A 25267-nucleotide genomic window follows, 5' to 3' on the forward strand; every position below is an offset into this window, starting at 1 on the left:
GCGGCCGGCCTGCTAGAATGCGATTCCCCTTCCATCCGCCGCGCCAGGCGCGGCCGCAGGAGCTACTGAAATGGCAATCAAGGTCGGCATCAACGGTTTCGGTCGCATCGGGCGCAACGTGCTGCGCTCGGCAGTGCAGAATTTCGGCAGCGACATCGAGATCGTCGCCATCAACGACCTGCTCGAGCCGGATTATCTGGCCTACATGCTGCAGTACGACTCCGTGCACGGCCGCTTCGAAGGCGAGGTGTCGGTCGACGGCGGCCATCTGCTGGTCAACGGCAAGAAGATCCGCCTGACCCAGGAGCGCGATCCGGCGGCGCTGAAGTGGGGCGAGGTCGGCGTGGACGTGGTCATCGAATCCACCGGCCTGTTCCTGACCAAGGAAACCGCGCAGAAGCATCTGGACGCCGGCGCCAAGAAGGTGATCCTGTCGGCGCCGTCCAAGGACGACACGCCGATGTTCGTGTACGGCGTCAACGACAGCACCTATGCCGGCCAGGCGATCGTCTCCAACGCCAGCTGCACCACCAACTGCCTGGCGCCGCTGGCCAAGGTGATCAACGACAAGTGGGGCATCAAGCGCGGCCTGATGACCACCGTGCACGCGGCCACCGCCACCCAGAAGACCGTGGACGGCCCGAGCAACAAGGACTGGCGCGGCGGCCGCGGCATCCTCGAGAACATCATTCCGTCCAGCACCGGCGCGGCCAAGGCGGTCGGCGTGGTGATCCCGGAGTTGAACAAGAAGCTCACCGGCATGAGCTTCCGCGTTCCGACCTCGGACGTGTCGGTGGTCGACCTGACCGTGGAACTGGAGAAGCCCGCCACCTACGCCGAGATCTGCGCCGAGGTGAAGGCGCAGAGCGAAGGCGCGCTGAAGGGCATCCTCGGCTACACCGAGGACAAGGTGGTGGCCACCGATTTCCGCGGCGATGCGCGCACCTCGATCTTCGATGCCGATGCCGGCATCGCCCTGGACGGCACTTTCGTCAAGCTGGTGTCCTGGTACGACAACGAGTGGGGCTATTCCAACAAGTGCCTGGAAATGGTCAAGGTGGTGGCGAAGTAAGGCGGATTCTGCCGCCCACAAAAAAAGCGCCGCGAGGCGCTTTTTTTGTGGCTGATGAAACGGTGCGGGGTCGCGCGTGGCGCCGGTGTCGCGCTCACTCGGCGGCGATTTGCATGTTCTCGCCGCTGCCGGTGACGGTGACCCGGCTGCCGACCGCCAGGCCGTGGATTTCGCTGCTGGCCTTGGGCACGACGACCTGCGACTTGTTGTCGAAACGGATCTTGACCATGTAGTGCGCCGCGTCGCCATTGCCTGCGATCTTGGCGCCGGCGCTTCTTCCCGCTTCGGTGCCGGCGGTCTTGGCAACGTTCTGGACCATCGGCGACGCCTCGCTCTTGATGCCTAGAATGCTGCTGGCCGTGCTGCCCAGCGCCGCGCCGAGATTGGCGAATCTCTTGGTTTTTTCTGGAACGTCATCGCCCTTGTTCTCGATCGGCTCCAGTGCGGTGATGGTGCCATGGCGCGGTTCAGCGGCGAGTCCCGGCGCGGCCGCCGCCAACAGCGTCAACGCGATCGCCGACCAGGCCAGACGGGCGAGAGGTTTCTTTGCGGTCATCGGAGATTGCCTTTGTCAAAGAGGGAGAGGACGCCGGACGGCAGGCCCGGCGCTTACTTTTTCTTCGGCCGGCCCCAGCTCTTGAAGTACGGATTGCATTTGCTGCCAGCGAAGTCGTAGCGGGTGATGATGCCTTCGGCATTGGCGACGAAGGTGACTTCGCAGTGGTACTGGGTCGGCACGAAGGTGGTCTGGCTGTGCAACTCCTGCTGGAAGACCGGCGTGGGGGCGACACCGTTGCCGCCGCCGACCTGGCCGATCACGGCGCCCTGCGTCGTCCAGTAATCGGTCCGGTAATGCGCCTCGATGCCGAAGTTGTAGGTATAGGCGGTTTCGTTGGTCTCCGGGTTTTCCGAGACGTACAGGCCGCGGTCTACCGGCCACTGCAGCATCAATTCGCCGGCGTCGTGGCCGACCCAGCTGCGGGCGATTTCTTCGGGGCTGCCGAACATGTCGGCCGAGACGAGAGGCGACGCGCCCAAGAGCGCGAAAGTGCACAGCAAGGGGAGGGCGCGGGAGCGACGAAACCGATGCATTGCTGACATCCTTGGTCTAGGCGGTGCTGGGTCCATGGGCGGGCGCATGAGCGCACGCTGGCGCGAGTTCTATCACGCTCGGCTGGTGCCGACAAGCGCCCTTGCGTGCTTGCCTTCAGGGGGCGATGGAATCGCGGGCAACGACGCAGCCAGTGGTGCGTCGCCGCCCGCGCGATCCCCCGTCCGCGATTGCAGACGGTGGATGGTGGTTGCCTGGAAGTTGTCCGGCAGCCGGGACCTGCATTGGAACGTGGCGCAGTCGGCGGCGCGCCCTCCGTGGCTGGCCTCGCGACAGCGTCCCTACAGCGCCTGCAGGATCAGCGAGTGCCAGCCGGTGCGGTAGGTTTCGTAGCCGGGCGAGGCGGCATGCGCGATGCAGTGCGGCCGGCCGTCCAGGTCGATCAGGACGGCGCCGCGCGGCTGCTTGAACAAGGCGTCGCGGCCGTCGAAGTCGATACGGTCCTGCAGCATGCGTCCGGCCGAGTCGGCCAGCACCTGACCCTGGGCGTCGACGATGCAGACCCGGCTGCGGCCCCATTCGGATTCGGACAGCGGCGTGCGCTGCACGATCGTCTGCGCCAGCGCGTCCCAGCGGAACACGATGCCCAGCACGCCCAGCACGCGGCCGTCGACGCGGCCGCCATCGCGCACCGTGCATGCGTACACCAGCACCCGCTCGCCATCGACCAGGGCACTGGCGTGCACGTCCTGAAAGCCGAAGTCCTCGCCGCTGCGGGTGCGCATCGCGTGCTCGAACCATGGCTGCGCGGAGACGTCGCTGCCGACCGAGGCGAACTGCCGTGGCCGGCCGTTGGCGCGGATGCGGCCATCGCTTCCGGCCAGGATCAGGTCGAAGTAGACCGTGTACGAATCCAGGATCTGGCCCATGCGCCGCGATGCGTAGGCCAGCGCCTCGGCATCGCTGTCGGCGCGCGCGGCCGCGACCACCGCGGCGTCGGTGGCCCACCAGCGCACGTCGCAACTGCGCTCGTAGAGGTTGCGGTCGATCAGGTCGATGTTGCTCAGGGCCAGTTCGCTGAGCCGCGTGCGGCGCACGTCGTCCTGCAGGCGGCCCAGGGTCTGCCGCATCTCCGCGCTGGTGCGTGCGGCGACCTTGTCCAGGTCCTGGGTGGCCTCGGCCACGCGCCGCGACAGCCCGTCCATTTCCTGCGCGATGACGCTGAAGCCGCGTCCGGCGGCGCCGATCCGCGCCGATTCGATGCGCGCGTTCATCGAGATCATGTGGGTGGTGCGGTTGATCGCGTCGATGCCCTGCAAGGAGCGGCGCAGCTGGCCGAGCAACTGGTCGGACAGGCCGACGACGGCGCGGATATGGTCATCGATCCCCGCTTCTGCGGGGTGGGCGGGTAGGTTCATGCATGCTGCCGGTGGGGTGGGAGGGAACAGCAGACGGACGGCGCGATAAGGGGTGTAGCGGCCGTCGGTCTACCGCCTTGAGGGCGATGTGAAGACCGTTCGTCGGAACGTCGGGCCTTGCCCTGCCTGGCTTGCGGCCTGGCCAGTGGGCCGATGCCGGCACCGAACTCGTCTACCATCTGCGCCAGGCCCGGCGCCGCCGGGCGCCGGATGCGCGCCGCGGGCGCCGCGCCACCGCTATGGAGATGCGAGTCGAATGGAGATGTTGATCGTGCTGGTGGTGTTGGCGGTGCTGGCGGTGCCGGTGCTGTTGATCGTGGCCCTGGTCGGGCAGGCGCGCCTGCGCCAGCGGCTCGCCGCGCTGGAGGCGCGGGTGGCAGGGATGGCTGCGTCGACGGCGGCGCCCGCGACGGGGTGGGCCGGGTCCGCGGCCACCGCCGGAGAGGCCGCCGCTGCAGGAGGCGAGGCCGAGGGCACGCGGACCGATGCGCCCCACGACGTCCCGCAGCCTCGCCAGGCCGTGGAGGATGCCGTCGCGCCACCGCCGTTGCCGCCGCCCTTGCCGGCGCAGCCGCAAGCGGAACGGTTCGCGGCGCTGGCGGCGACGGTCGCGCAGGCCGAGCAGCGGCAGGCGCAGGCACGCGCCGCCGAGCCGGTCGTGCCGGCCGTGCCGCGCGGGCCGGATCCGGTGGAGCGGCTGCTGGGCGGGATCAAGCGCTGGTTCACCGAAGGCAACGTGCCGGTCAAGATCGGCATGCTGGTGCTGCTGGCCGGCGTCGCCGCGCTGCTGAAGTACGCCGGCGACCAGGGCTGGTTGCGCATGCCGATCGAGCTGCGCTACGCCGGCATCGCCGCCGCGTCGCTGGCCGGCCTGGCCTTCGGCTGGCGCCAGCGCACGCGCAAGCGCAGCTTCGCGCTGGCCCTGCAGGGCGGGGCGATCGGCGTGCTGCTGCTGACCGTGTTCGCCGCGTTCAAGCTGTCCGGGTTGATTCCGGCCGGCGCGGCGCTGGCGCTGAGCATCGCCCTGGTCGCGGGCATGTGCGTGCTGGCGGTGGCGCAGGAGTCGCGCACGCTGGCGGTGCTGGGCACGCTGGCCGGCTTCCTCGCGCCGCTGTGGCTGTCCACCGGCAGCGGCAACCATGTCGCGTTGTTCTCCTACTACGCGCTGCTCAACGCGGCGGTGTTCGCGATCGCCTGGTACCGGCCGTGGCGGGTGTTGAACCTGCTCGGATTCGGCTTCACCTTCGGCATCGGCACGCTGTGGGGCGTGCTGCAGTACCGGCCCGAGCAGTTCGCCAGCACCGAGCCGTTCCTGCTGCTGTTCTTCGCCTTCTACCTGCTGATCCCGATCCTGTACGCGCGGCGGCAGGCGGCGCGCGCCAACCTGATCGACGGCAGCCTGCTGTTCGGCACGCCGCTGATCGCGTTCTCGCTGCAGGCTGGGCTGCTGCGCGGCGCGGGTCTGCCGCTGGCCTTGTGCGCGCTGGGCCTGGCGGCGATCTACGCGCTGCTGGCGGCGGCGCTGATCCGGCGCGCGCGCTTCGCGCTGCTGGGGCAGGCGTATGCGGTGCTGGCGGCGGGGTTCGCCACGCTGGCGGTGCCGTTGGCGCTGTCCGCGCGTGCCACTGCCAGCGTGTTCGCGCTGGAGGGCGCGGCGCTGGTGTGGCTGGGCCTGCGCCAGCGGCGCTGGCTGCCGCAGCTCAGCGGCGCCGGGCTGCAACTGGCGGCCGCGTTCGGCTTCGCCCTGGGCCTGGACGCGGCGTCACAGGACAGCCAGGCCGTGGCCAATGCCACCTGCATGAGTGCGCTGCTACTGGCGCTGGCCGGCTTCGCCAGCGCCTGGTGCTACCGGCGTGGACGCGCCGTCCTGCCGGCGCTGGGCTACTACCTGTGGGGGCTGGCCTGGTGGTGCGGGATCGGCGTCGCCGAGATCCTGCGCTTCGTCGACGCCGACGCGCGGGCCGATGTGTTGCTGGCCTGGGCGGCGGTCAGCGGCTGGCTCGCCGCCGAAGCGCAGCGGCGCTGGCCGGCGCGCGCGCTGGCCGCGACCACGCTGGGCGCACTGGCGCTGGCGTTGCCGTTGGCGGCCTGGCAGGCCGAGGCGCACGGGCAGCCGTTCGCCGGGCACGGCGCCTGGGCCTGGGTGCTGTTCGCCGTGCTCGGCGTGCGCAGCCTGCTGTGCCTGCGCGACAGCGGTGGCGGCGTGGCGCGTGCGGCGCAGTTCGTGTGGTGGCTGGTGTGGCCGACCGCGACCACCTTGCTGTGCGCCTGGCTGGCGTTGCACGGTAGCCTGGCCGCCGGCTGGCGCTGGATGCTGCTGGTTGCGCCCTGGCTGCTGGTCGCGGCGCTGTCGCTGTGGCGCTGGACCTGGCTGGCGGCGCCATTGGGCGCGGCGTTCGCCCCGTGCCGCAGCGCGCTGCAGAGCACCTACTTCGGGCTGCTGGCGGTGGCCTGGCTGTACAGCCTGGGCCGGCCCGGCGGCAGCGCGCCGTTGCCGTGGGTGCCGGTGCTCAACCCGCTGGAACTGACGCAGCTGGCGCTGCTGGTGCTGGGCGTGCGTTGGACCCGCAGCCCGACGCTGCCGGCGCTGTTGTGTGCCTGGCGCACGCATCTGTTGGCTGGCGCCGGCTTCCTGTGGATCACCAGCGTGACCCTGCATGCGGTGCACGACTGGGCGGCGGTGCCGTGGCCCGGCGTGCTGGGCGATGGCGTGGCGCAGACCAGCCTGACCGTGGTCTGGAGCGTGCTGGGCGTGCTCGGCTGGGTGCTGGGCTCGCGGCGCGGCCAGCGCGGCCTGTGGCTGGCCGGCGCGGTGCTGATGGCGGTGGTACTGGGCAAGCTGTTGCTGGTGGACCGCGGCAATCTGGGCAATGTCGCCGGCATCGCGTCGTTCATCGCCTACGGGCTGTTGTGTACCGTGGTCGGCTATCTGGCGCCGGCGCCGCCGCGCGCCGCCGAACCGGCCGAGGAGGCCCTGCGATGATCCGACGTGCGCTGTTTCCGTTGTGGCTGGCCTGGCTGCCGTTGTGCGCGTTCGCCGCCAGCCAGCGCGACGACTATGCCCAGCAGTGGCCGCTGACCCTGCAGGACGTCGATGCCGGCGCCTATCGCGTGCAGCTCGACGATGCGGTCTACCGCAGCGCGCAGCGCGCCTCGCTGGGCGACGTGGAGGTGTTCAACGCGGCGGGCGATCCGCTGCCGGCCGCGCTGTTCGCCGCCGAACAGGCCGAGACCGCGCCGCGCCGGCAACCGTTGCCGTGGTTTGCGCTGCCGGCGGCGACCGACGGACGTGCGCCGGACCTGGAGCTGATCGCCGAACGCGACCGCGACGGCAGCGTGCGCCGGATCCAGACCCGCGTGGCCGGCGGTGGCCCCGACAGCGGCGCGGCCGGCTGGCTGGTCGATGCCAGCGCGCTGCATGCGCCGCTGCGCGCGCTGTCGCTGCAATGGGCCGCCGCCGCGCAGCCGCAGCAGGCCCGCTACCGGGTCGAAGGCAGCGACGATCTGCGCGACTGGGAGGTGCTGGTGGCGGATGCGACCCTGGTCGACCTGGCCAACCAGGGGCACCGGCTGCAGCAGTTGCGCATCCCCATCGGTCGCGCGGTGCGCTATCTGCGCCTGTTGCCGCTGGCCGGCGCCAGCGCGCCGCCGCTGACCGGGGTGGAGGCCGAACTGGCGCCGGCGCCGGTCGCTGCCGATTGGCATTGGCAGCAACTGGATGCGACGAGCACCGATCCCGCGCAGCATGCCTATGCCTTCGTTTCGCCGGGGCGCTATCCGGTGACGCGCGTCGACGTCGCCTTACCCGGCAACAACGCCATCGAGTGGCGCGTGCAGAGCCGCGACAGCGCCGAGGCGCCGTGGCGGGACCGCGCCGGGCCGTGGCTGGCCTACCAGGTCGGTGGCGGCAGCCGCTCGCCGCCGCAGGCGCTGACCGCGCCGGTGCGCGATCGCTACTGGCGGCTGCTCGCGGCGCAGGACCCTGGCCGGCAGCGCCCGGCGCTGCGCCTGGGCTACCAGCCGGAGACGCTGGTGTTCCTCGCCCAGGGCGCGCCGCCCTATGCGCTGGCCGCCGGCAGTGCGCGCACCCAGCGGGCGCAGGCGCCGCTGGCCGCCGCCTTGCAGGCCCTGCACGCCCAGCGCGGGCCGCAGTGGGCGCCGGCCAGCGCCAGCCTCGGTGCGGCGCAGCCGCTGGCCGGCGCGGCGGCCTTGCAGGCGCCGCCGCCGCCGCGCGACTGGAAGACCTGGCTGCTGTGGGCGCTGCTGATCGGCGGCGCGCTGCTGGTGGTCGGGTTCGCGCTCAGCCTGCTGCGCAAACCCGGCGCCGCCGACGGCGCGAGCTGACCACGCACCCAGCCGATGGCGCGCGCACCGCGCGCCGATTTGCCGCTGTGCGGCCGACGCCGGACAATGGCGGTTTGGCCGACGCAGCGCGGCGAGCGGCCGGCGCCGCTGCACCTGGCGTTCCGATGCCGATGCCGAGACTGCACCGATGGCGCGGTTTTCCCTTTGCAACCCCACGAAAGCGAGCACTTACATGTCCATCCTGCGAATGACCGATCTCGACCTGTCCGGCAAGCGCGTGCTGATCCGGCAAGACCTGAATGTGCCGATCGACAATGGCCTGATCACCTCCGAGCAACGCATCCTGGCCTCGGTGCCGACGCTCAAGCACGCGCTGGCGCAGGGCGCGGCGGTGATGGTGACCTCGCACCTGGGCCGGCCCAAGGAAGGCGTGTGGACCCAGGAGGACTCGCTGGAGCCGGTGGCGATCCGCCTGGCCGCGCTGCTCGGCGTCGACGTGCCGCTGGTCCGCGACTGGGTCGACGGCGTGGAGGTGCAGCCGGGGCAGATCGTGCTGCTGGAGAACTGCCGCATGAACGTCGGCGAGGGCAAGGACGACGAGGCGCTGGCGAAGAAGTACGCGGCGCTGTGCGACGTGTTCGTGATGGACGCCTTCGGCACCGCGCACCGCGCGCAGGCCTCCACTCACGGCGTGATCAAGTTCGCGCCAGTGGCCGCCGGCGGCCCGCTGCTGATGGCCGAGCTGGACGCGCTGGCCAAGGCGCTGGAGCACCCGGCCAAGCCGTTGCTGGCGATCGTCGCCGGCAGCAAGGTCTCGACCAAGCTGGAGCTGCTGTCCAACCTGGTGAACAAGGTCGACCAGCTGATCGTCGGCGGCGGCATCGCCAATACCTTCATCGCCGCGGCCGGGCACGCGGTGGGCAAGTCGCTGTGCGAGCCGGACCTGCTGGAGACCGCGCGCAAGATCGTCGCCGACGCCAACGCGCGCGGCGCGGCGATTCCGCTGCCCAGCGACGTGGTGGTGGCCAAGCAGTTCATGCCCGATGCCGAGGCCACGGTGAAGGCGGTCACCGACGTCGCCGACGACGACCTGATCCTGGACATCGGCCCGCAGACCGCCGCGCACTACGCCGAGCTGATCGCCAAGGCCGGCACGGTGGTCTGGAACGGCCCGGTCGGCGTGTTCGAGTTCGACGCCTTCGGCAAGGGCACCGAGACCCTGGCGCGGGCGATCGCCGCGTCGCCGGCGTTCTCCATCGCCGGCGGCGGCGACACCCTGGCGGCGGTCGACAAGTACGGCATCGCCGAGCAGGTCAGCTACATCTCGACCGGCGGTGGCGCGTTCCTGGAGTTCTTGGAAGGCAAGACCCTGCCGGCGGTGGCCGCACTGCAGGCGCGCGGCGCGTGAGCGCCGCCGACGTCCTGTTCTTCGACCTGGACGGCACCCTGGTCGATTCCGAGGCCGGCATCGTCGGCAGCCTGCGCCATGCCTTCGCCAAGGTGGGGCGTCCCGAGCCGGATGCGCAGCAGTTGCGTGTCTGGATCGGGCCCCCGCTGCGCGACAGCTTCAACGCCCACTTCCACGGCGATGCAGCGCTGATCGAGCAGGTGCTGGCCGAGTACCGGATGCGCTACGACCAGCAGGGCTGGCGCGAGCACACGGTGTTCCCGGACATCGGTGCGGCGGTGGACGCCCTGTCCGCGGCCGGCCACCGGCTGGCGGTGGTGACCTCGAAGAACGAACGCTTCGCGCGCCGCATCGTCGAGCACTTGCCGTTCGGCGGCCGCTTCGAGGAGGTGGTCGGCGCCAGCGACGACGGCGCGCGCCGGGCGAAGCCGGACCTGATCGCCGAGGCGCTGCGGCGGCTCGGCGTGGCGCCGGCGCAGTGCCGCATGATCGGCGACCGGCGCATGGACATCGACGGCGCCCGCCACCACGGCATGCGCAGCATCGGCGTGCTGTGGGGCTTCGGCGACGCCGAGGAACTGCGCCAGGCCGGCGCCGATGTCCTGGCGCAGACACCGGCGCAGTTGCCGGCGCTCGTCGCGGCCTGAACGGGCCCGTGCGCCGGTGCGTCCGGCGCAGGGGGCGTTGACCGCGCAGGGCGCGTCGCCGGAGGCGCCTGCCCCGCCGGCATCCGTGGGCAGGCGCGGCATGACCACATACTGTCCCGCATTGTCCGGTCGCTATGCCGGACTGCGCGTGCGTCTATGCCGAAATGCCATGCGGTGTGAGGGCCGCGTGTGCTAGCTTTGAGCGCTTTTTCCAAGGATGCCACCATGATCGAACGCCAGCGCCGCACCAAGATTCTCGCCACCCTCGGTCCGGCCACCGACCCGCCCGGCGTGCTCGAGGATCTGTTCCGCGCCGGCGTCAACGTGGTGCGGTTGAACTTCAGCCACGGCGATCCGTCCGGCCAGGCCAAGCGCGCCGCCGAAGTGCGCGCCGCCGCGGCCCGCGTCGGCGCCGAGATCGGCATCCTCGCCGACCTGCCGGGCCCGAAGATCCGCATCGAGCGCTTCGCCCAGGGCAAGGTCTCGCTCAAGCTCGGCGATCGCTTCGACCTGATTGCCGATCCCAATGCCGCGCCGGGCGACGCCAGCCAGGTCGGGGTCAGCTACCTGGGCCTGCCGCAGGACGTGGCGCCGGGCGACGTGCTGCTGCTGGACGACGGCCTGATGCAGCTGAAGGTGGTCGAGGTGCAGGGCGAGCGCATCGTCACCAGCGTGCTCAACGACGGCGTGCTGTCCGACCGCAAGGGCCTGAACAAGCAGGGCGGCGGCCTGTCGCTGGGCGCGCTGACCGAGCGCGACAAGGAACTGATCGGCATCGTCGCCAAGATCGGCGTCGACTTCATCGCGGTGTCGTTCTGCCGCAACGCCGAGGACATGAACGAGGCGCGGCGCATCGCCCGCGCGCACGGCTGCGACGCGGCGCTGGTGTCCAAGATCGAGCGCACCGAGGCGATCGAGAACCTGAGCGAGATCGTCGAGGCCTCCGACGTGGTGATGGTCGCGCGCGGCGACCTGGGCGTGGAGATCGGCGACGCCGAGCTGCCCGGCCTGCAGAAGAAGATCATAAAGGAATCGCTGGCGCAGAACAAAGTGGTGATCACCGCCACGCAGATGCTGCAGTCGATGGTGGAAAGCCCGATCCCGACCCGCGCCGAGGTGCTGGACGTGGCCAACTCGGTGATCGACGGCACCGACGCGGTGATGCTGTCGGCCGAGAGCGCCGCCGGCGCCTATCCGATCCGCGCGGTCGAGGCGATGGCGCGCATCTGCCTGGGCGCCGAACGCCAGTTCGAGACCGAGACCGACTTCGGCATGGCCCCGCGCAACCTCGAGCGCGCCGACCAGGCCATCGCCATGGCGACGATGTTCCTGTCCCAGCACGTGGGCGTGCGCGCGATCGTGGCGATGACCGAATCCGGCGGCACCCCGCGCTACCTGTCGCGCTTCCGCGCCAAGGCGCCGATCTTCGCGGTGACCCGCCACGACGGCGCGCGCCGGCACATGGCGATGATGCGCGACGTGTTCCCGATCAACTTCGACAGCCGCGGCCTGACCCCGCGCGAGGCCGCGCGCGGCGCGATTCGCGTGCTGGTCGAGGCCGGCCTGCTGGCGCCGGGCGACCGCGTGGTGTTCACCAGCGGCGAGCACATGGAAACCCACGGCGCGACCAATACCCTGCGCCTGCTCGAGGTCGGCCCGGATGGCCGCGCCAGCGGCCTGGGCGAACTCTGAAGGACGCACGGCGCGGCGGCTGCAGCCGCCGCGCCGTCGGCAACACCTGTTCGATCGCGCATGGGACGGCGCGGCGCCCACCCGTTCCCTGATCGTGCGACCCCCCTCATGACTTCCACGCGCGCGCACGCCGAACTCGGGCTTGAACTGCCCGAGCGCCCCGGCACGCATTGCCTTGAACACCTGATCCAGGCCTCGGCCACGCGCGAGCTGGTGGTTACCGAGGACATCCGCGACCGCCGCGGCATCCTGCTCGTCGCCAAGGGCCAGCGCATCAATGCCGGGCTGCGCGAGCGGCTGATCGCGCGGCGGCTGCTGCGTCCGCTGGAATCCTCGCTGGCGTTCTGCGAGGAACTGCGCCCGAGCGAAGTGCAACTGGCCGCGCAGCGCGAACTGGACGAACACCCGCACCTGCGGCAGCTGCTGGGCGACGAACTGCCGCCGGTGATGGCTGCGCTGGCCCGCGCCCGCACGCTGGGAGCGCCGGGCACCTTGCTGACCACCCTCGGCCAGACCCGGCCGGTCGCGTTCTCGCATGCGGTGCGGGTGGCGATGCTGGTGGCGTGGCTGGCGGCGCTGCTGTCGCGGTCGGACGCGGCGATGCGCGAGGCCGCGGAAGTCGGCTTGCTGCACGATCTCGGCGAGATGTACGTGGATCCGGCGGTGCTGGAGATTCCGGAGGCGCAGCAGGACTTCGCGCAGTGGCGCATGCGCTGCGTGCATCCGGTGATCAGCGCCGCGCTGCTGGGCGAATCCGGCGTGTACTCGGCGCAGCAGGCCGCCGCCGCACGCGAGCACCACGAACGCATCGACGGCTCCGGCTATCCGGTCGGCGCGTCGGTCCTGTCGCCCTTGGGGCGGCTGATCTCCTGCGCCGAAGCGATGGACGGGTTGTTCGAGCGCGAGCGCGGCCATGCGCAGGCGCTGGCGCGGATGCGCATCGCGCTGCGCGTGGTGCCCGGGCAGTTCCCGCGCGACGTGGTCGACCTGATGACCGAGCGCCTGCGCGACTGCGCGCTGGAACAGGCGCCGGCGCACGATCCGCAGCACCTGCGCGAAGTGGTGGCGGCCTTGCTCGACGGCCTGGAGCGGGCGCGCGACGAAGCCTTGCGCCTGCAGCGCGACGGCGACCTGCGCGAGGACGAGCGCGCGGCCCTGCAGCATCTGTTGCTGCTGATCGTGGGCTACATCATGGCCATCCACGATTCCGGCGCCGGCAAGATGGTCGAGCAATTGCCGTGGCTGATCGCCGCGCCGGAAGCGGCCGAGGAGGTCGATCGCATCTGCTGCGAGCTGCGCTGGCAGTTGCCGGGGTTGCGCCACCACGCCGCGTTGCTCGCGCATCGCCGCGCGCGCAGCGCCGAGGACTGGCGGTCCTTGCTCGACGCGCTCGACATCGCCCTGCCGGCGGCGCCGGGCGCGCCGGCGCAGGCACCGGCGGCGGACGCTGCGCCGCTGCAGACGGCGCAGGTCGACGCGCCGGCGCAGTGTGACGCAGTGACGGAGACGCTTGGCTGAGGTGTGCGCGGTCTACGCCTGTAACCGCTTGCAAGACCCGTGGTAACGGAATGCATGCAGGTCGGCCCGGTATACTGGGCGTTCCCCCGCTGCAGCCATCAGGAACCGTATGAGCATCGAACAGCTTGCCGAAACCGCACAGGCAATGGTCGCCCCGGGCAAGGGCATCATCGCGATCGACGAATCCACCAGCACGATCGCCAAGCGCTTCGCCGGCGTGGGCATCGAGAATGTCGAAGAGAACCGCCGTGCCTACCGCGAGCTGCTGCTGACCACGCCGAAGCTGAGCGACCACATCTCCGGCGCGATCCTGTACGACGAGACCATCCGCCAGAAGACCAAGGACGGCGTGCCGTTCGCCAAGTACATGGCCGAGCACGGCATCATCCCCGGCATCAAGGTCGACAAGGGCACGCATCCGCTGGCCGGCATGCCGGGCGAGCTGATCACCGAGGGCCTGGACGGCCTGCGCGCGCGCCTGGAGGAGTATTACAAGCTCGGCGCGCGCTTCGCCAAGTGGCGCGCGGTCATCACCATCGGCGAGGACATCCCGTCCGGCGTGTGCATCGAGACCAACGCGCATGCGCTGGCCCGCTACGCCGCGCTGTGCCAGGAACAGGGCCTGGTGCCGATGGTTGAGCCGGAAGTGCTGATGGACGGCGACCACGACATCGAGACCTGCTACGAGGTCACCGAAGCCACGCTGCGTTCGCTGTTCGGCGCGCTGTACGAGCAGAACGTGGTCCTGGAAGGCACCATCCTCAAGGCCTCGATGGTCATCGCCGGCAAGGACTGCGACGAGCAGGCCAGCGTCGAGGAAGTGGCCGAGTCCACCGTGATGTGCCTCAAGAGCACCGTGCCGGCGATCCTGCCGGGCATCGTGTTCCTGTCCGGCGGCCAGACCGACGAGCAGTCCACCGCGCACCTCAACGCGATGAACCAGCTCGGCAACCTGCCGTGGCCGCTGAGCTTCTCCTACGGCCGCGCCATGCAGCAGGCCGCACTGAAGCTGTGGGCGCAGGACATGAAGGGCAATTTCGCCAAGGCGCAGCAGGTGGTGTACGAGCGCGCCAAGGAAAACGGCCTGGCCGCGCTGGGCAAGTGGCAGGGCTGAGCGCTCCCGACACCGCCGATGAGCAACGAAGAACGCCGGCATCGCCGGCGTTTTTCGTTTGTGGTGCGGCGTCTTGCCAGAGCCCTGGAGGCACGCCCGCAGCGATGGCCAAGGCACTGGGCAAGCGGGGGGCGAGATCGGCAACGACGCGTCGTGCTCAGGGCGCCAGCGCGGCGGGCGCGTGGAAGCGATAGCCGCTGTTGCGCAGGGTCTTGACCGGTAGCGGGCGTCCGCTGATCTCTTCCACGCGGCGCCGCAGCCGGTACATCTGCGTGTCCAGCCGGCGCCGGTCGTACTCGAGGAAGTTCACCCCCAGGGCCTCGGCGATCTCGCGGTGGCCCACGCTCTCGCCGGCCTGGCGCATCAGGCAGGCCAGCACCAGCAGATCCTGGTGCGAGAGCGGCACCGGCGGCGCGTTGGGAACGTTCAGGCGTGCGGCGGCCAGTTCCAGGACCCAGCGCGCGGCCGGCGGCGGCAGCGCCAAACGGCGGCCGAGCGCGGCCAGGGTCGCGGCCAGTTCGTCCAGGTCGATGCCCTTGCCCAGGTAGTGGTCCGCGCCGACTTCCAGGCCGCCGATGCGGTCGCTGGCGGTATTGCGCGCGCTGAACACCACGATGCCCAGGCGATGGCCGGCGCGTCGCAGGTCGCGGACCAGGTCCAGACCGCTGCCGTCGGGAAGGCCCACGTCGATCACGGCCATGGCGTGGCGCGCCGGGTCGAACCGCGCCCGGAAGCCCGCGATGCTGTCCACGCAGACGGCGACGTAACCCAGATCCTGCAGGAATTCGCCGAGTTCCTCGCGCAGCACCGGTTCGTCCTCGAGCAGGATCACCTCGGACATCGCGGCGCATCCTCGCGTCGTGCGGTTTGCTGTAACGTCATCGGCTGGCAACGGTGCGGTATGGCGAATGATGGCGCAATGGTGGCGCTGGCTGGTGGGCGCATGGCTGGTGGCGGCGCTTGGCGTGGGCCTGGCCGCCGCCGCGGCGGAATCCCCGGCCGCGGCGCTGCCGTTGAGCGCCGCGCATCACGATGCGAGCGGGTACCTGCAGCGCCTGGACGATCCGCACGGCCGACTGGATGCCGCGCAGGTCGCCGCCGCGGCCGGCTGGACCCGGCTGCCCGCCGGCGTCAACGCGGGATTCGCCGACGGTCCCGTATGGCTGCGCCTGCCTGTTCATGTCGAAAGTGTACCGCCCGGTGGCTGGATGTTGCGATTGAGCAACGCCTTGCTCGACGACGTGCAGGCCTACGTGCGCCCCGACGGCGGTGCCTGGCGCGCGCTGGGACACAGCGGCGAACGCGTTCCGCGGCGCGACTGGCCGGTGGACTACCGCAGTCCGGTCTTCCAGTTCGCGCCCGCGCATCCGGGCGACTACGAGGTGCTGATCCGGTTGCGCAGCAAGAACGCGCTGGTCACTCGCGTGGACGTCTGGCAACGGCTGCCGTTCGACAATCAGTCGCGGCGGGAGGGCCTGCAGTTCGGCCTGTATTTCGGCTTCTATCTGCTGCTGCTGTGCCTGCACGTGGTGTTCTGGCTGGCCACGCGCGCGCGCATGAGCGGCCTGTTCGTGGCCTATCTCGGCGGCTGCGTGTTCAACGAAGCGATGTCGATCGGCCTGGTGCAGCAGGTCACCGGCATGCCGATGGCCTGGAGCGACAGTCTGCTGGGCATCAGCATCGCCTGCAGTCTGCCGGTGGGGTTCCAGGTCGCCAGCCGGCAGTTGAACCTGCGCGCCTTTTATCCGCGTCTGGTGCGTTGGGGCACGCGGCTGCTGTGGTCGGTCGCGCTCGCTTGCGCCGTGTTCGTACTCGCCGGCCACTATGCCTGGGGCATGCAGCCGGTGCAGTCGCTGGGCCTGCTGGAGATCCTGCTGCTGGCGGGACTGGGGCTGCGCCTGCTGTGGCGCCGCTATCGGCCGGCGCGGTTCTTCGTGCTCGCGTTCTTTCCGTTCTATTTCGGCGTGATGCTGGGATTCCTGCGCAACCTCGGCTTCGTCCCGGTCAATGCGTGGACCCAGTACGTCACCACGTTCGGCACCATGCTGCACATGATGCTGCTGAGCGTCTTCCTCATCGGCCGGTACGAGCGGCAGCGCCGCCAGCGCGAACGGCGGCACGCCGCTGCCGCGGTGGAACTGGCGCGCAGGCATGGCCTGGCGCTGGAGCGCGAGGTGGCGCTGCGCACGGCAGAGCTGCGCAACGAAATCGCCAGGCGGCAGGCGCTGGAAAACGACCTGCGCGCTTCGCTGCAGACCGAGCGCAAGGTCAGGCAGGAACAACGCGATTTCGTGGCGATGGTGTCGCACGAGTTCCGTACGCCATTGGCCGTGATCATGGCTTCGGCGCAACAGCTGGCGCGCAAGCTGGACGCGCCGCCGGAACGCAATCGCGTGCGCTGCGGCAACATCCGCGACGCGGCGCAGCGGCTGCTGGCGTTGGTGGACGAGTATCTCGCCGACGACCGCATGGGCGAGGCGGCCTCGGAACTGCGATTGCAGCCGTGTGCCCTGCGCGTGCTGCTTGACGACCTGTGCCGGGACTTCCCGCCGCAGCGCGTGGTTTGCGAGAGTTTCGTCGACGACGACGGCCTGCTCACCGACATCGGCCTGTTGCGCGTGGCCGTGCGCAACCTGCTCGCCAATGCCGACCGCCATTGCCCGGCGGACATGTCGATCCGCGTGCGCGTGCGCGGCAGCGCCGAAGGCCTGCGCCTGGAGGTCGCCAATCCGGGCGAACGCATCGCGCCGGCCGAGCGCGAACGCCTGTTCCAGAAGTACTACCGTGGCGAGAACGCGCGGCATGCGCCGGGCGCGGGGCTGGGCCTGTATCTGGTCCGGCGGATCGCCGAGCGTCTCGGTGGCTGGGTGGGGCTGGCCAGGCAGGCGCCGGACGAATCGGTCTGCTTCGTGTTGCTGCTGCCGCGGCACCCGGATGGACAGCGCGCGTTGTCGCGCCGGCCGCCGCCAGCGGATGCCTGAGCGTGTGCGGCCGTGTGCATCGACGCGCGGCCTGCGTCGTCGGCGAAAGCGACCGGGCGCGGCTGCGCCCGATCGCGGGTTCGTGGATGAGCGATGCGGCCTCGGCTTGCCGGCGAAGGCCGCGATGAAGCGGCGCCGTGACCTGACGACACCGTGCGGCGGTGTCGTCAGGTCGTCCCCGGTTATTGCCGGATGATGCAGCTGTCCGCCGATCCGTTGGACGCGCCGCTCGGGTTGCAGGCGACCGCCGGGGCGCGGATGCCGCCGTCGACGACCAGGATCGCGTCGGTGGCGGCCGTCACGGTCCCGCTGCTGCCGGCGTGTGCCGCGGCGGCCAGTTCCCTGGCCGTTTCGTCGGCCTTTTGCGGGCTCGTCTCGGTCGTGCTGCCGGTATCGCTGGTCACGGTGGCGGCGGCGACGACCGAGCTGTTGATCGCCTGCACGGTCGTGGTCGGCAACTGGACACCGTCACTGGCGACCACGTTCAACAGACCATCGACGTAGGTGATGGCGTAGTTGGACAGCCCCGCGCCGGTGGCGCCGGACGCGGTGATGGCGTAGTTGCCGACCGCGGCGCCGGCGCCGGCGCCTTCGCTGCCCAGGGCGACGCCGGAGACGGTGTCGTTATTGAGCAGGCCGGAGACACGGTAGCCGGTCAGCGTGGCGGTGCTGCCCACGGTCTTGCTGGCGTCGCTGGCGACGATGCGCAGGCTGGCCGGATCGACGCGCAGGCTGCCATCGACGTAGCCGACGACGTAGTTGGACAGCCCTGCGCCGCTGGCGCCGGAGGCGGTGATGGCATAGGTGCCGACCGCGGCGCCGGCGCCGGCCCCTGCGCTGCCCAGGGCCACGCTGGAGACGGTATCGCCGTTGAGCAGGCCGGAGACGCTGTAGCCGCTGAGGGGGGCGGTGCTGCCGTAGGTCTTGCTGGCATCGGTGGCGACGATGCGCAGGCTGGCCGGATCGACGCGCAGGCTGCCATCGACGTAGCCGACGACGTAGTTGGACAGCCCTGCGCCGCTGGCGCCGGAGGCGGTGATGGCATAGGTGCCGACCGCGGCGCCGGCGCCGGCACCGGCGCTGCCCAGGGCCACGCTGGAGACGGTGTCGCCGTTGAGCAGGCCGGAGACGCTGTAGCCGCTGAGCAGGGCGGTGCTGCCGTAGGTCTTGGTGGCATCGGTGGCGACGATGCGCAGGGTGGCCGGATCGACGCGCAGGCTGCCATCGACGTAGCTGACGACGTAGTTGGACAGCCCTGTGCCAGCGGCGCCGGAGGCGGTGATGGCGTAGCTGCCGACCGCGGCGCCGGCACCGGCGCCGGCGCTGCCCAGGGCCACGCTGGAGACGGTGTCGCCGTTGAGCAGGCCGGAGACGCTGTAGCCGCTGAGGTTGGCCGTGCCGCCGTAGGTCTTGGAGCCCGAGGTCGCCGTCACCGTCAGCGCCGCCGGGGTGATGGCGATGCCGCCGGAGACCACGTAGGCGATGTCGTAGCCCTGTTGCGACGAGAACAGGCCGCCGAGTTGCAGCGTGCCGTTGCCGGTGGTGTAGCTGCCGGCGCCAGTGCCGGCGGTCGCGTAGTGCAGCGACGAGCCGAACAGCAGGTTGGGATCGAAAGCGCCGCCGACCGTGTAGGACGCGAGCGTGCCGTTGGCGCCGCTGCCGTCGTAGACCTTGTCGAGGCCGGAGAGGCTGGTGCTGACCGTGAGCGGGGTCAGGAAGCTGCGCAGCAGCGGCGTACCCATGTGTTCGTATAGCCGCCAGGTCAGGCCGGTGCCGCCGCGGTCGTCGATCGCCCAGCCGGCGTCGGTGAAGGTGGAGAGCGTGTTCAGCGCGCTCCACGACCGGCCGCCGCTGATCGCGTCGATGGTGCCGCCACTGTTGCCTACGGTGTTCAGGCCCACGTTCCGCGGATTGCCGCCGATGTCGGTGGCGAAGAAACTGGCGACGATGCTGCCGTTGGAATTGGAGCCGACCAGGCCGCCGACCGCGCCGCTGCCGGAGACGTTGCCGGTGGCATAGGAGTTGCGCACGGTGTTGTTGTAGTTGACGCCGACCAGTCCGCCGACATAGGCCGTGCCGGTGGCATTGCCATTGGCGTACGTGTTGGCGATGGTCCCGTCGTCGTTGTAGCCGGCCAGCCCGGCGACATACATGCCGCCGGAGACGTTGCCGGTGGCGTAGGCGTTGCCGATGCTGCCGCCGTCGTTGTAGCCCACCAGTCCGCCGAGATAGTCGGTTCCGGACACGGTGCCGGTGGCGTAGGACGCGCCCACGCTGCCGGTGTTGCTGTAGCCGACCAGTCCGCCGGCAAAGCGGCCGCCGGAGACGTTGCCGGTGGCGTGGGCCGACGCGATGCTGCCATGGTCCATCGTGCCCACCAGCCCGCCGAGTTCGGACGAGGTGCCGTTCGCCGCACCGTTCACCGCGCCGGTCGCGTACGCCGTGTCGATCGCGGCGGAACTGCGTCCGACCAATCCGCCGACGCTCCGGGTTCCCGACACGTTGCCGCTGGCATACGCGTTCTGGATGGTGCCGGCGCCGGCCATGCCGACCAGGCCGCCGGCGCTGGAGGTGGTCGCGGTGACGTTACCGGTGGCGTGGACGTTCTGCAGGGTGCTCTGGATGGCATTGCCGATCAGTCCGCCCACGTTGTTGCCGGTGGTCGTGCTGGTGCTGCTGACGTTGCCGGTGGCGAAGGCGTCGGTGTAGGTGCCCTGGTAGTCGTTGCCGACCAGGCCGCCGGCGCTGCTGCCGCCGGACACCGTGCTCGACGAGGACGAGGCGCTGATCGTGCCGTTGGTGTTGCTGCCGATCAGCCCGCCGACATAGTTGCCGCTGTAGGGGCCGCCGCTGCCGATCACGCTGCCGCTGGTTTGCACGCCGCTGATCGTCCCGGCGTTGTTGTAGCCGGCGAGGCCGCCGACGAAGTTGCCGGAGCCGCTCATGTTGCCGTTGACGCGGATGCCGCTGAGGGTGCCGGCATTGAAGCCGGCGATGCCGCCCACGTAGGCGGTGCCCGTGACGGTGGCGCCGGTCAGCGCCAGGTTGCCGATCTGGCTGGTGAGGCCGGTGTTTCCGAACAGGCCGACATAGGACGCGCTGCCGCGTGCGATGGTCAGCCCGGCGATCGTGTGGTTTGCGCCGTTGAGGCTGCCGGTGAAGGCATTGTTGCTGTCGCCGACCGGGCTGAAGCCGGCGCTGCTCCACATACCGCTGGCAGTGCTGCCGGCCGTCTGGCTGGCATCGATGTCGGCGGACAGGCTGTAGTTGGCCGCCAGGTTGTACGCCATCAACTGCAACTGGTGCGCGTTGCCGACGCTGGTGCTGTACTCGCTGGACAGGAACGGACGCGTCTGCCCCTCGATCATGATCCAGGCCGGGTTGCCGACGCCATCGCTGGCGACGTAGACATTGGTGGTGCCGGCGAGCAGCGACCAGGCGCCGAGATTGCCGTACGTGGCGTGGTTGTAGCGGTTGCCGCTGCCGAAGCTGGTCAGATTGGTGACGCTGCCGCTGCTGCCGCTGCTGATGGCATTGGCCTGGCCGGTGCTGCCGACGTCCCAGGACGCATTGCTGACGCTGCCTTGATTGGCGCCGATCAGCCCGCCGACGTTGTTGGTTCCGCTGACCGCGCCGGTGGCGTAGCTGTTGCCGACGCTGGCGGAGGTGGCGGCCGCGCTACCCGGGTTGTTGATGCCCACCAGCCCGCCCACCGAGGTCGGTGCGGTGACGCTGCCGGTCGCGTAGGTGTTGGCGATGGCGCTCCGGTAGTTCATGCCGACCAGCCCGCCGACGCCGTAGTTGGTGCCGGTCACGCTGCCGCTGGCATAGCTGTTCTTGATTGTGCCGGCGTTCTGGCTCGCTCCGACCAGGCCGCCGACGGAACTGGTGCCGCTCACGTTGCTGGTGGAATACGCGTTGGTGACGCTGCCGCCGTCGTTGTAGCCGACCAGGCCGCCGATGTAGTCGCTGCTGCCGGTCACGCTGCCCGTGCTGTGGGAATTGCGGATCGTGGCGCCGACGTTGTTGCCGACCAGGCCGCCGACCGCGCTCTGCCCGCTGACGTTGCCGTTGAACACGCCGTTGTCGATCAAGCCCAGGTTGTAGCCGGCCAATCCGCCGACGCCGCCCGAGGCGCCGGTCACGGTGCCGTCGACGGTGACGTTCCTGATCGCGCCCTGGCCGTAGCCGACCAGGCCGCCGACGTAGAAGCCGCCGGAGATGGAGACGTTGCCCAGGTGCAGATCGCGGATGAGGCTGTTGCTGCTTGTCGTGCCGAACAGGCCGACGTAGCCGCTGGAGTCGGAGATCGTCAGGTTGTTGAGGCTGTGGCCCATGCCGGCCAGCTGGCTCTGGAAGGAGGACACCAGGGCGCTGCTGTGGGTGACGCCGCCCAGGTCGATGTCCTGGGCCAGCGCATAGGCGCCGGGGCTGTTGAAATAGGTGGCCGCGTCGGCCAGCGAATGGATCAGCCTGTACGCCTGGCCGTTGATGGCCATGCTGGCGTGCGCGCCGCCGAGAGAGACGGGGGTGTTGACGTAGTAGTCGCCCGTGCCGCCGACGGTGCCGTTGTCGGTGTAGCCGCCATAGTTCAGCACCAGGCCGGCCGTGTCGCCGGTTGCGGTGACGGCCGCATTGAGGTGGATGCTGTGGTACGCGTCCAGGGTCAGCGTGGAGTTGCCGCTCCAGCCGATCGCCGCATTGACGTTGATGTCGCCGCTGCCGTTGCTCACGTTGCCGGGGCCGCTGGCGTTGTTGAGGCTGGCGAGCAGGGTGACGTTGGTGCCGCCGTTCAATGCGCCGCTGATGGTGCTGGCGGCCGCGCTGTCCACGGTCAGGTCTTCCGGGTCGACCAGCCAGGTGCCGGCGTTGCCGGGGCCGGCGCCCTTGGCGCTGACGGCGATGCCGGTAAAGTCGACGGTGTGGCCGCTGGTTTCGAGCAGGCCGCCGTCGCCGTGGCCGGCGGCGTTGGCGCGCAGCGCGCCATGCACCGCGGTGTGGCCATCGGACCAGACCACGATCGAGCCGCCGTGGCCCTGGCCGGTCGCGCTGGCATCGAGCAGCGCGCCGCCGGCGACCGTGGCCGCGCTGGCGTGTTGCAGTTGTTCGCCGCCCTGGTAGCCGCCGCCGATGCGGATGCGGCCACCGGCCGCGCTGCCGCTGGCGTCGATGCGGCCAGCGACGTTCACCGCCGCGTCGGACAGTAGCTCCACGTTGCCGCCACGGGGGCCGGAGACGTCGATGCGGCCGCTGCTGGCCACGTCGCCGCCGCTGCCGACCAGGCGCACGCTGCCGCCGGAGGTGTCGATGCCGGTGGCTTCGAGCGTGCCGGTATTGTTGACCAGCAACTGCGACAGCCCGCTGCTGCCGGCCTGCAACAGGATCTGCCCGCCATTGGCGCGCAGGCTGCCGCTGTTCTCCACCGCCGCCGCGGTGCCGTCCACCGACTGGCTGGCGGCCGCGACCAGTTGCATGCCGATGGCGCCGGCCGCGTCCATGGTCACCTTGACCTTATCGGCGGAGAGCAGGCGGATGGCGCCGCCGTCGGCGGTAATGGTGCCGCGGTTGGCGACATGGTTGCCGACCAGGTTGACCGAGCCGCCGTTGCCGGCGCGGATGCTGCCCTGGTTGACCACGCTGGCGGCGCCATGCTCGCCGCGGGCGAGCAGGTAGCCGTGCTCGTCGTCGCCGGCCAGGCCCAGCGAACTGGCGACCAGGCCGCCGACGTTCACCTGCGCGTGGTTGCCGAACAGGATGCCGGCGGAGTTGATCAGGAACACGTTGCCGTTGGCGCGCAGGCTGCCGTCGATGACGCTGGCGCCGCGGCTGGCATCGATCAGGTTCAGCGCCACCGCCGAGCTGGACGGCTGCACAAACACCACGCTGGCGTCCTTGCCGACGTTGAAGCTGTTCCAGTTCAGCACCGCCTTGGCGGCGTTCTGGTCGATCTGCAGGGTGCCGCCGTTCTGCGACACGGTGGCGCCGGTGGCGCTGGACAGCGACGGCACGCCGCTGGCGTGGGCCGGCGCGGCCAGCGCGCAGGCCAGGGCGAAGGGCAGCAGCGGCGCGGCCAGGCGGGCGGCGCCGGCGCCAGCACCGGTGCCGCCGGCGTGGCCGGCGGCGACTTCGGAGGCGACCTGGAGCACGCCGAGATGGCGGTTGAAGACGAGGCGGTAGATGCGGTTCATGGGGATCCCCAGGTCAGAAGGTCAGGCCGAAGCGGGCCCAGTAGCGCACGTCCTTGCCGTCGCCCGGCTTGGTGGTGCCGGTGGGCTTGGCCGCGGCCAGATCGAACGAGAGCCCGTGCCAGTCGGGCAGCCGGAAGCCGAGGCCGACGCCGGCGCCCTCGAAGGTGGTCACCGCGTCGTACACCGCGCGGTTGGCGCCGTTGGGGTAGACCCGGCCGTAGTCGTAGAACACGCTGGCGGTCAGCAACTGGCCCCAGGCGCGGCCGCCGAACGGCGAGGCGGCGGTGGCGAAGCCCGGCGCGTCCACCTGGTACTCCAGGCCCGAATCGAAGCCGCGGTCGCCCAGCGCGGCGCCGAGCGGGAAGGCGCGCACGCTGGTCGGTCCGCCCAGCGAGAACTGTTCCAGCGGGGTCAGGGTGTCGTCGCTGTACTGGCCGTTGACGCGCAGTTGCAGGCGCTGCGTGGCGGTCAGCCCCTGCAGCCGGGTGTAGCTCAGGCGCGCGACCGTGAAGTGGCGGTCGTGGCGGGCGTACAGGTAGTCGGTCTGCGGCGAGTCGTCGTCGAGCGCGCCGCGCACGCTGAGCTGCAGCAGATCGATGGCGTGGCGCTGGCGGTCGTCGTGGCGCACGCTGGTGCCGAGCTCGGCCACGTCGAATTTTTGCTTGGACAACAGCACGCCCAGGCCCTGCAGGCGCGAACTCTCCTTGACCAGGTGCAGCCAGCTCTGCACGCGCCAGGCGTCGGAATTGACGAACTTCCAGTCCAGGCCCAGCGCCGTCTGCTGGGTCGGACCCTGGATGTCGAGCGCGGCGAACGCACCGTTGTCGAGGTTGACCACACTGCGCGTGTAGGACGCGCTGGCGCTGAGGCCGTCGACGCCGGCGATCGGCACCTGGTAGGCGAGGCTGCCCTGCCAGGTGTTGGCCGGATCCAGCGCATAGGCGTAGCTGGCGGACAGGTGGTCGCCCAGGCCAAGCGGGTTGTTCCAGTCCACGCCGAGCTGGGCGCGGTAGCGGCCGATGCTCGGGGTGCCGTAGTTGCTGGCGCCCAGGCTGACCTGCAGCGGGCGTTCTTCGCGGGCCTGGATCACCACGTCGGTCTCGCCGGGGTTGGCGCCGGGTTTGAGCACGGACATGGCGGAGACGCCCGGCAGGTCGCGGGCGTACAGCAGCGCCGATTGCAGGTCCTGCTGGCGCAGGATCTGGCCCTGCAGGGCCAGGGCGGGGCTGGCGATCAGGCGGTCGTCGTAGCGGCGCGTGCCCTCGACGGTGATCTTGCCGACCCGGCCTTCGACCACGCGGATCTCGACCACCTGGTCCGGTCCCAGGGTCTGCACCGGCAGATAGGCGCGCGCGACCAGGAAGCCGGCCTGGCGATAGGCCTGGGTCAGCGCGTCGGCGATCTGCTGCAGTTGCGCGAAGCTGAGCTGGGCCGGCAGCGTGCCGCCGCCGAGTTCGCGCAGGCGGGCGTCGGCCAGCGACTGCAGGCGCGCCGGATCGATGTGCTCGCGCGGATGCGTGCCGACGCCGGTGACGCGGATCGCCTGCACCGCGATCGGTGCCGCCGCATCGGTGGACGCGCTGGCGGCCGGTGCGGCCTCCTGGGCAAGCGCCGGCAAGCAGGTCAGGGTCAAGGCCAGGCCGGCGGCCCACGGGAGCGCAAACAGTGCATTCGCCAGCGTGCTCGGACGCGGACGGCAGGAGATCGTCATGATATTAAGGCGGCGTTTAGTGTTGAGGCTCGCGCAATGTAGCCGTCGCACCGCGGGTCAATCTGAGCAAATCTGAGCGCGCGGTCACTCTCTGTGCCGTGCCCCCGACATGGTGTCAGGGAAATACCGACAGCGCGCTGCTGCCGTACCCCGCCAGGCGGT

15 protein-coding genes are annotated in these 25267 nt (G+C 70.6%); 9 read left to right on the forward strand and 6 right to left on the reverse strand.

The genetic code is table 11. The features are described 5' to 3' along the window. Positions 1 to 70 precede the first annotated feature (70 nt). The gene (gene gap / locus NKJ47_RS06080; protein ID WP_043094937.1) at positions 71 to 1072 is read left to right on the forward strand and encodes a type I glyceraldehyde-3-phosphate dehydrogenase; all 1002 of its coding nucleotides are present in this window, start codon (positions 71 to 73) and stop codon (positions 1070 to 1072) included. Between the two features lie 94 nt (positions 1073 to 1166). On the opposite strand, the gene NKJ47_RS06085 is transcribed toward gap, so the two are convergent. The 3 genes from NKJ47_RS06085 to NKJ47_RS06095 form a co-directional block, all read right to left on the reverse strand. Beyond that, on the reverse strand, positions 1167 to 1628 hold the full coding sequence (locus tag NKJ47_RS06085; RefSeq protein ID WP_254460613.1) for a hypothetical protein: 462 nt from the start codon (positions 1626 to 1628) through the stop codon (positions 1167 to 1169). A 53-nt stretch (positions 1629 to 1681) separates the two neighbouring features. Next, positions 1682 to 2164 (reverse strand): hypothetical protein, encoded by a 483-nt coding sequence (locus NKJ47_RS06090; protein ID WP_254460614.1) that lies wholly within the window; start codon positions 2162 to 2164, stop codon positions 1682 to 1684. 300 nt (positions 2165 to 2464) lie between these two features. Beyond that, positions 2465 to 3541 (reverse strand): methyl-accepting chemotaxis protein, encoded by a 1077-nt coding sequence (locus tag NKJ47_RS06095; RefSeq protein ID WP_254460615.1) that lies wholly within the window; start codon positions 3539 to 3541, stop codon positions 2465 to 2467. 256 nt (positions 3542 to 3797) lie between these two features. On the opposite strand from NKJ47_RS06095, the gene NKJ47_RS06100 reads away from it, so the two are divergent. The 7 genes from NKJ47_RS06100 (at position 3798) to NKJ47_RS06130 (ending at position 14225) form a co-directional block, all read left to right on the forward strand. After that, positions 3798 to 6524, forward strand: coding sequence for a DUF2339 domain-containing protein (locus NKJ47_RS06100; RefSeq protein ID WP_254460616.1), 2727 nt, complete (start codon positions 3798 to 3800; stop codon positions 6522 to 6524). After that, complete coding sequence (locus NKJ47_RS06105; RefSeq protein WP_254460617.1) at positions 6521 to 7885, forward strand: DUF3999 domain-containing protein; 1365 nt, start codon at positions 6521 to 6523, stop codon at positions 7883 to 7885. The genes NKJ47_RS06100 and NKJ47_RS06105 overlap by 4 nt, the downstream gene beginning before the upstream one ends. Positions 7886 to 8078: 193 nt before the next feature. Further along, positions 8079 to 9254, forward strand: a complete 1176-nt coding sequence (locus NKJ47_RS06110) for a phosphoglycerate kinase (RefSeq protein WP_254460618.1) — start codon at positions 8079 to 8081, stop codon at positions 9252 to 9254. Next, entirely contained in the window at positions 9251 to 9901 is a 651-nt protein-coding gene (locus NKJ47_RS06115; RefSeq protein WP_254460619.1) for an HAD-IA family hydrolase, read from the forward strand. The genes NKJ47_RS06110 and NKJ47_RS06115 overlap by 4 nt, the downstream gene beginning before the upstream one ends. A 225-nt stretch (positions 9902 to 10126) precedes the next feature. Beyond that, positions 10127 to 11593, forward strand: coding sequence for a pyruvate kinase (gene pyk, locus NKJ47_RS06120; RefSeq protein ID WP_010341498.1), 1467 nt, complete (start codon positions 10127 to 10129; stop codon positions 11591 to 11593). A 108-nt stretch (positions 11594 to 11701) separates the two neighbouring features. Next, the gene (locus NKJ47_RS06125; RefSeq protein ID WP_254460620.1) at positions 11702 to 13111 is read left to right on the forward strand and encodes an HD-GYP domain-containing protein; all 1410 of its coding nucleotides are present in this window, start codon (positions 11702 to 11704) and stop codon (positions 13109 to 13111) included. Positions 13112 to 13220: 109 nt separating this feature from the next. Continuing rightward, a complete protein-coding gene (locus tag NKJ47_RS06130) occupies positions 13221 to 14225 on the forward strand; it encodes a class I fructose-bisphosphate aldolase (protein WP_010341500.1) in 1005 nt (334 codons plus the stop codon). A gap of 157 nt (positions 14226 to 14382) precedes the next feature. On the opposite strand, the gene NKJ47_RS06135 is transcribed toward NKJ47_RS06130, so the two are convergent. Further along, positions 14383 to 15066, reverse strand: a complete 684-nt coding sequence (locus tag NKJ47_RS06135; protein ID WP_254460621.1) for a response regulator transcription factor — start codon at positions 15064 to 15066, stop codon at positions 14383 to 14385. 67 nt (positions 15067 to 15133) lie between these two features. Between NKJ47_RS06135 and NKJ47_RS06140 the strand changes: the two genes are divergently transcribed. Then, positions 15134 to 17206 carry a sensor histidine kinase gene (locus tag NKJ47_RS06140; RefSeq protein WP_254460622.1) on the forward strand — a complete coding sequence of 691 codons (2073 nt, stop codon included), beginning with the start codon at positions 15134 to 15136 and terminating at the stop codon, positions 17204 to 17206. Between the two features lie 182 nt (positions 17207 to 17388). Here NKJ47_RS06140 and NKJ47_RS06145 read toward each other — a convergent pair whose 3' ends face one another. After that, entirely contained in the window at positions 17389 to 23394 is a 6006-nt protein-coding gene (locus NKJ47_RS06145) for an MBG domain-containing protein (protein WP_254460623.1), read from the reverse strand. Between the two features lie 13 nt (positions 23395 to 23407). After that, a complete protein-coding gene (locus tag NKJ47_RS06150) occupies positions 23408 to 25105 on the reverse strand; it encodes a ShlB/FhaC/HecB family hemolysin secretion/activation protein (protein ID WP_429002495.1) in 1698 nt (565 codons plus the stop codon). Between the last annotated feature and the right edge of the window lie 162 nt (positions 25106 to 25267).

Source organism: Xanthomonas sacchari (genome assembly GCF_024266585.1).
Classification (GTDB): domain Bacteria; phylum Pseudomonadota; class Gammaproteobacteria; order Xanthomonadales; family Xanthomonadaceae; genus Xanthomonas_A; species Xanthomonas_A sacchari_C.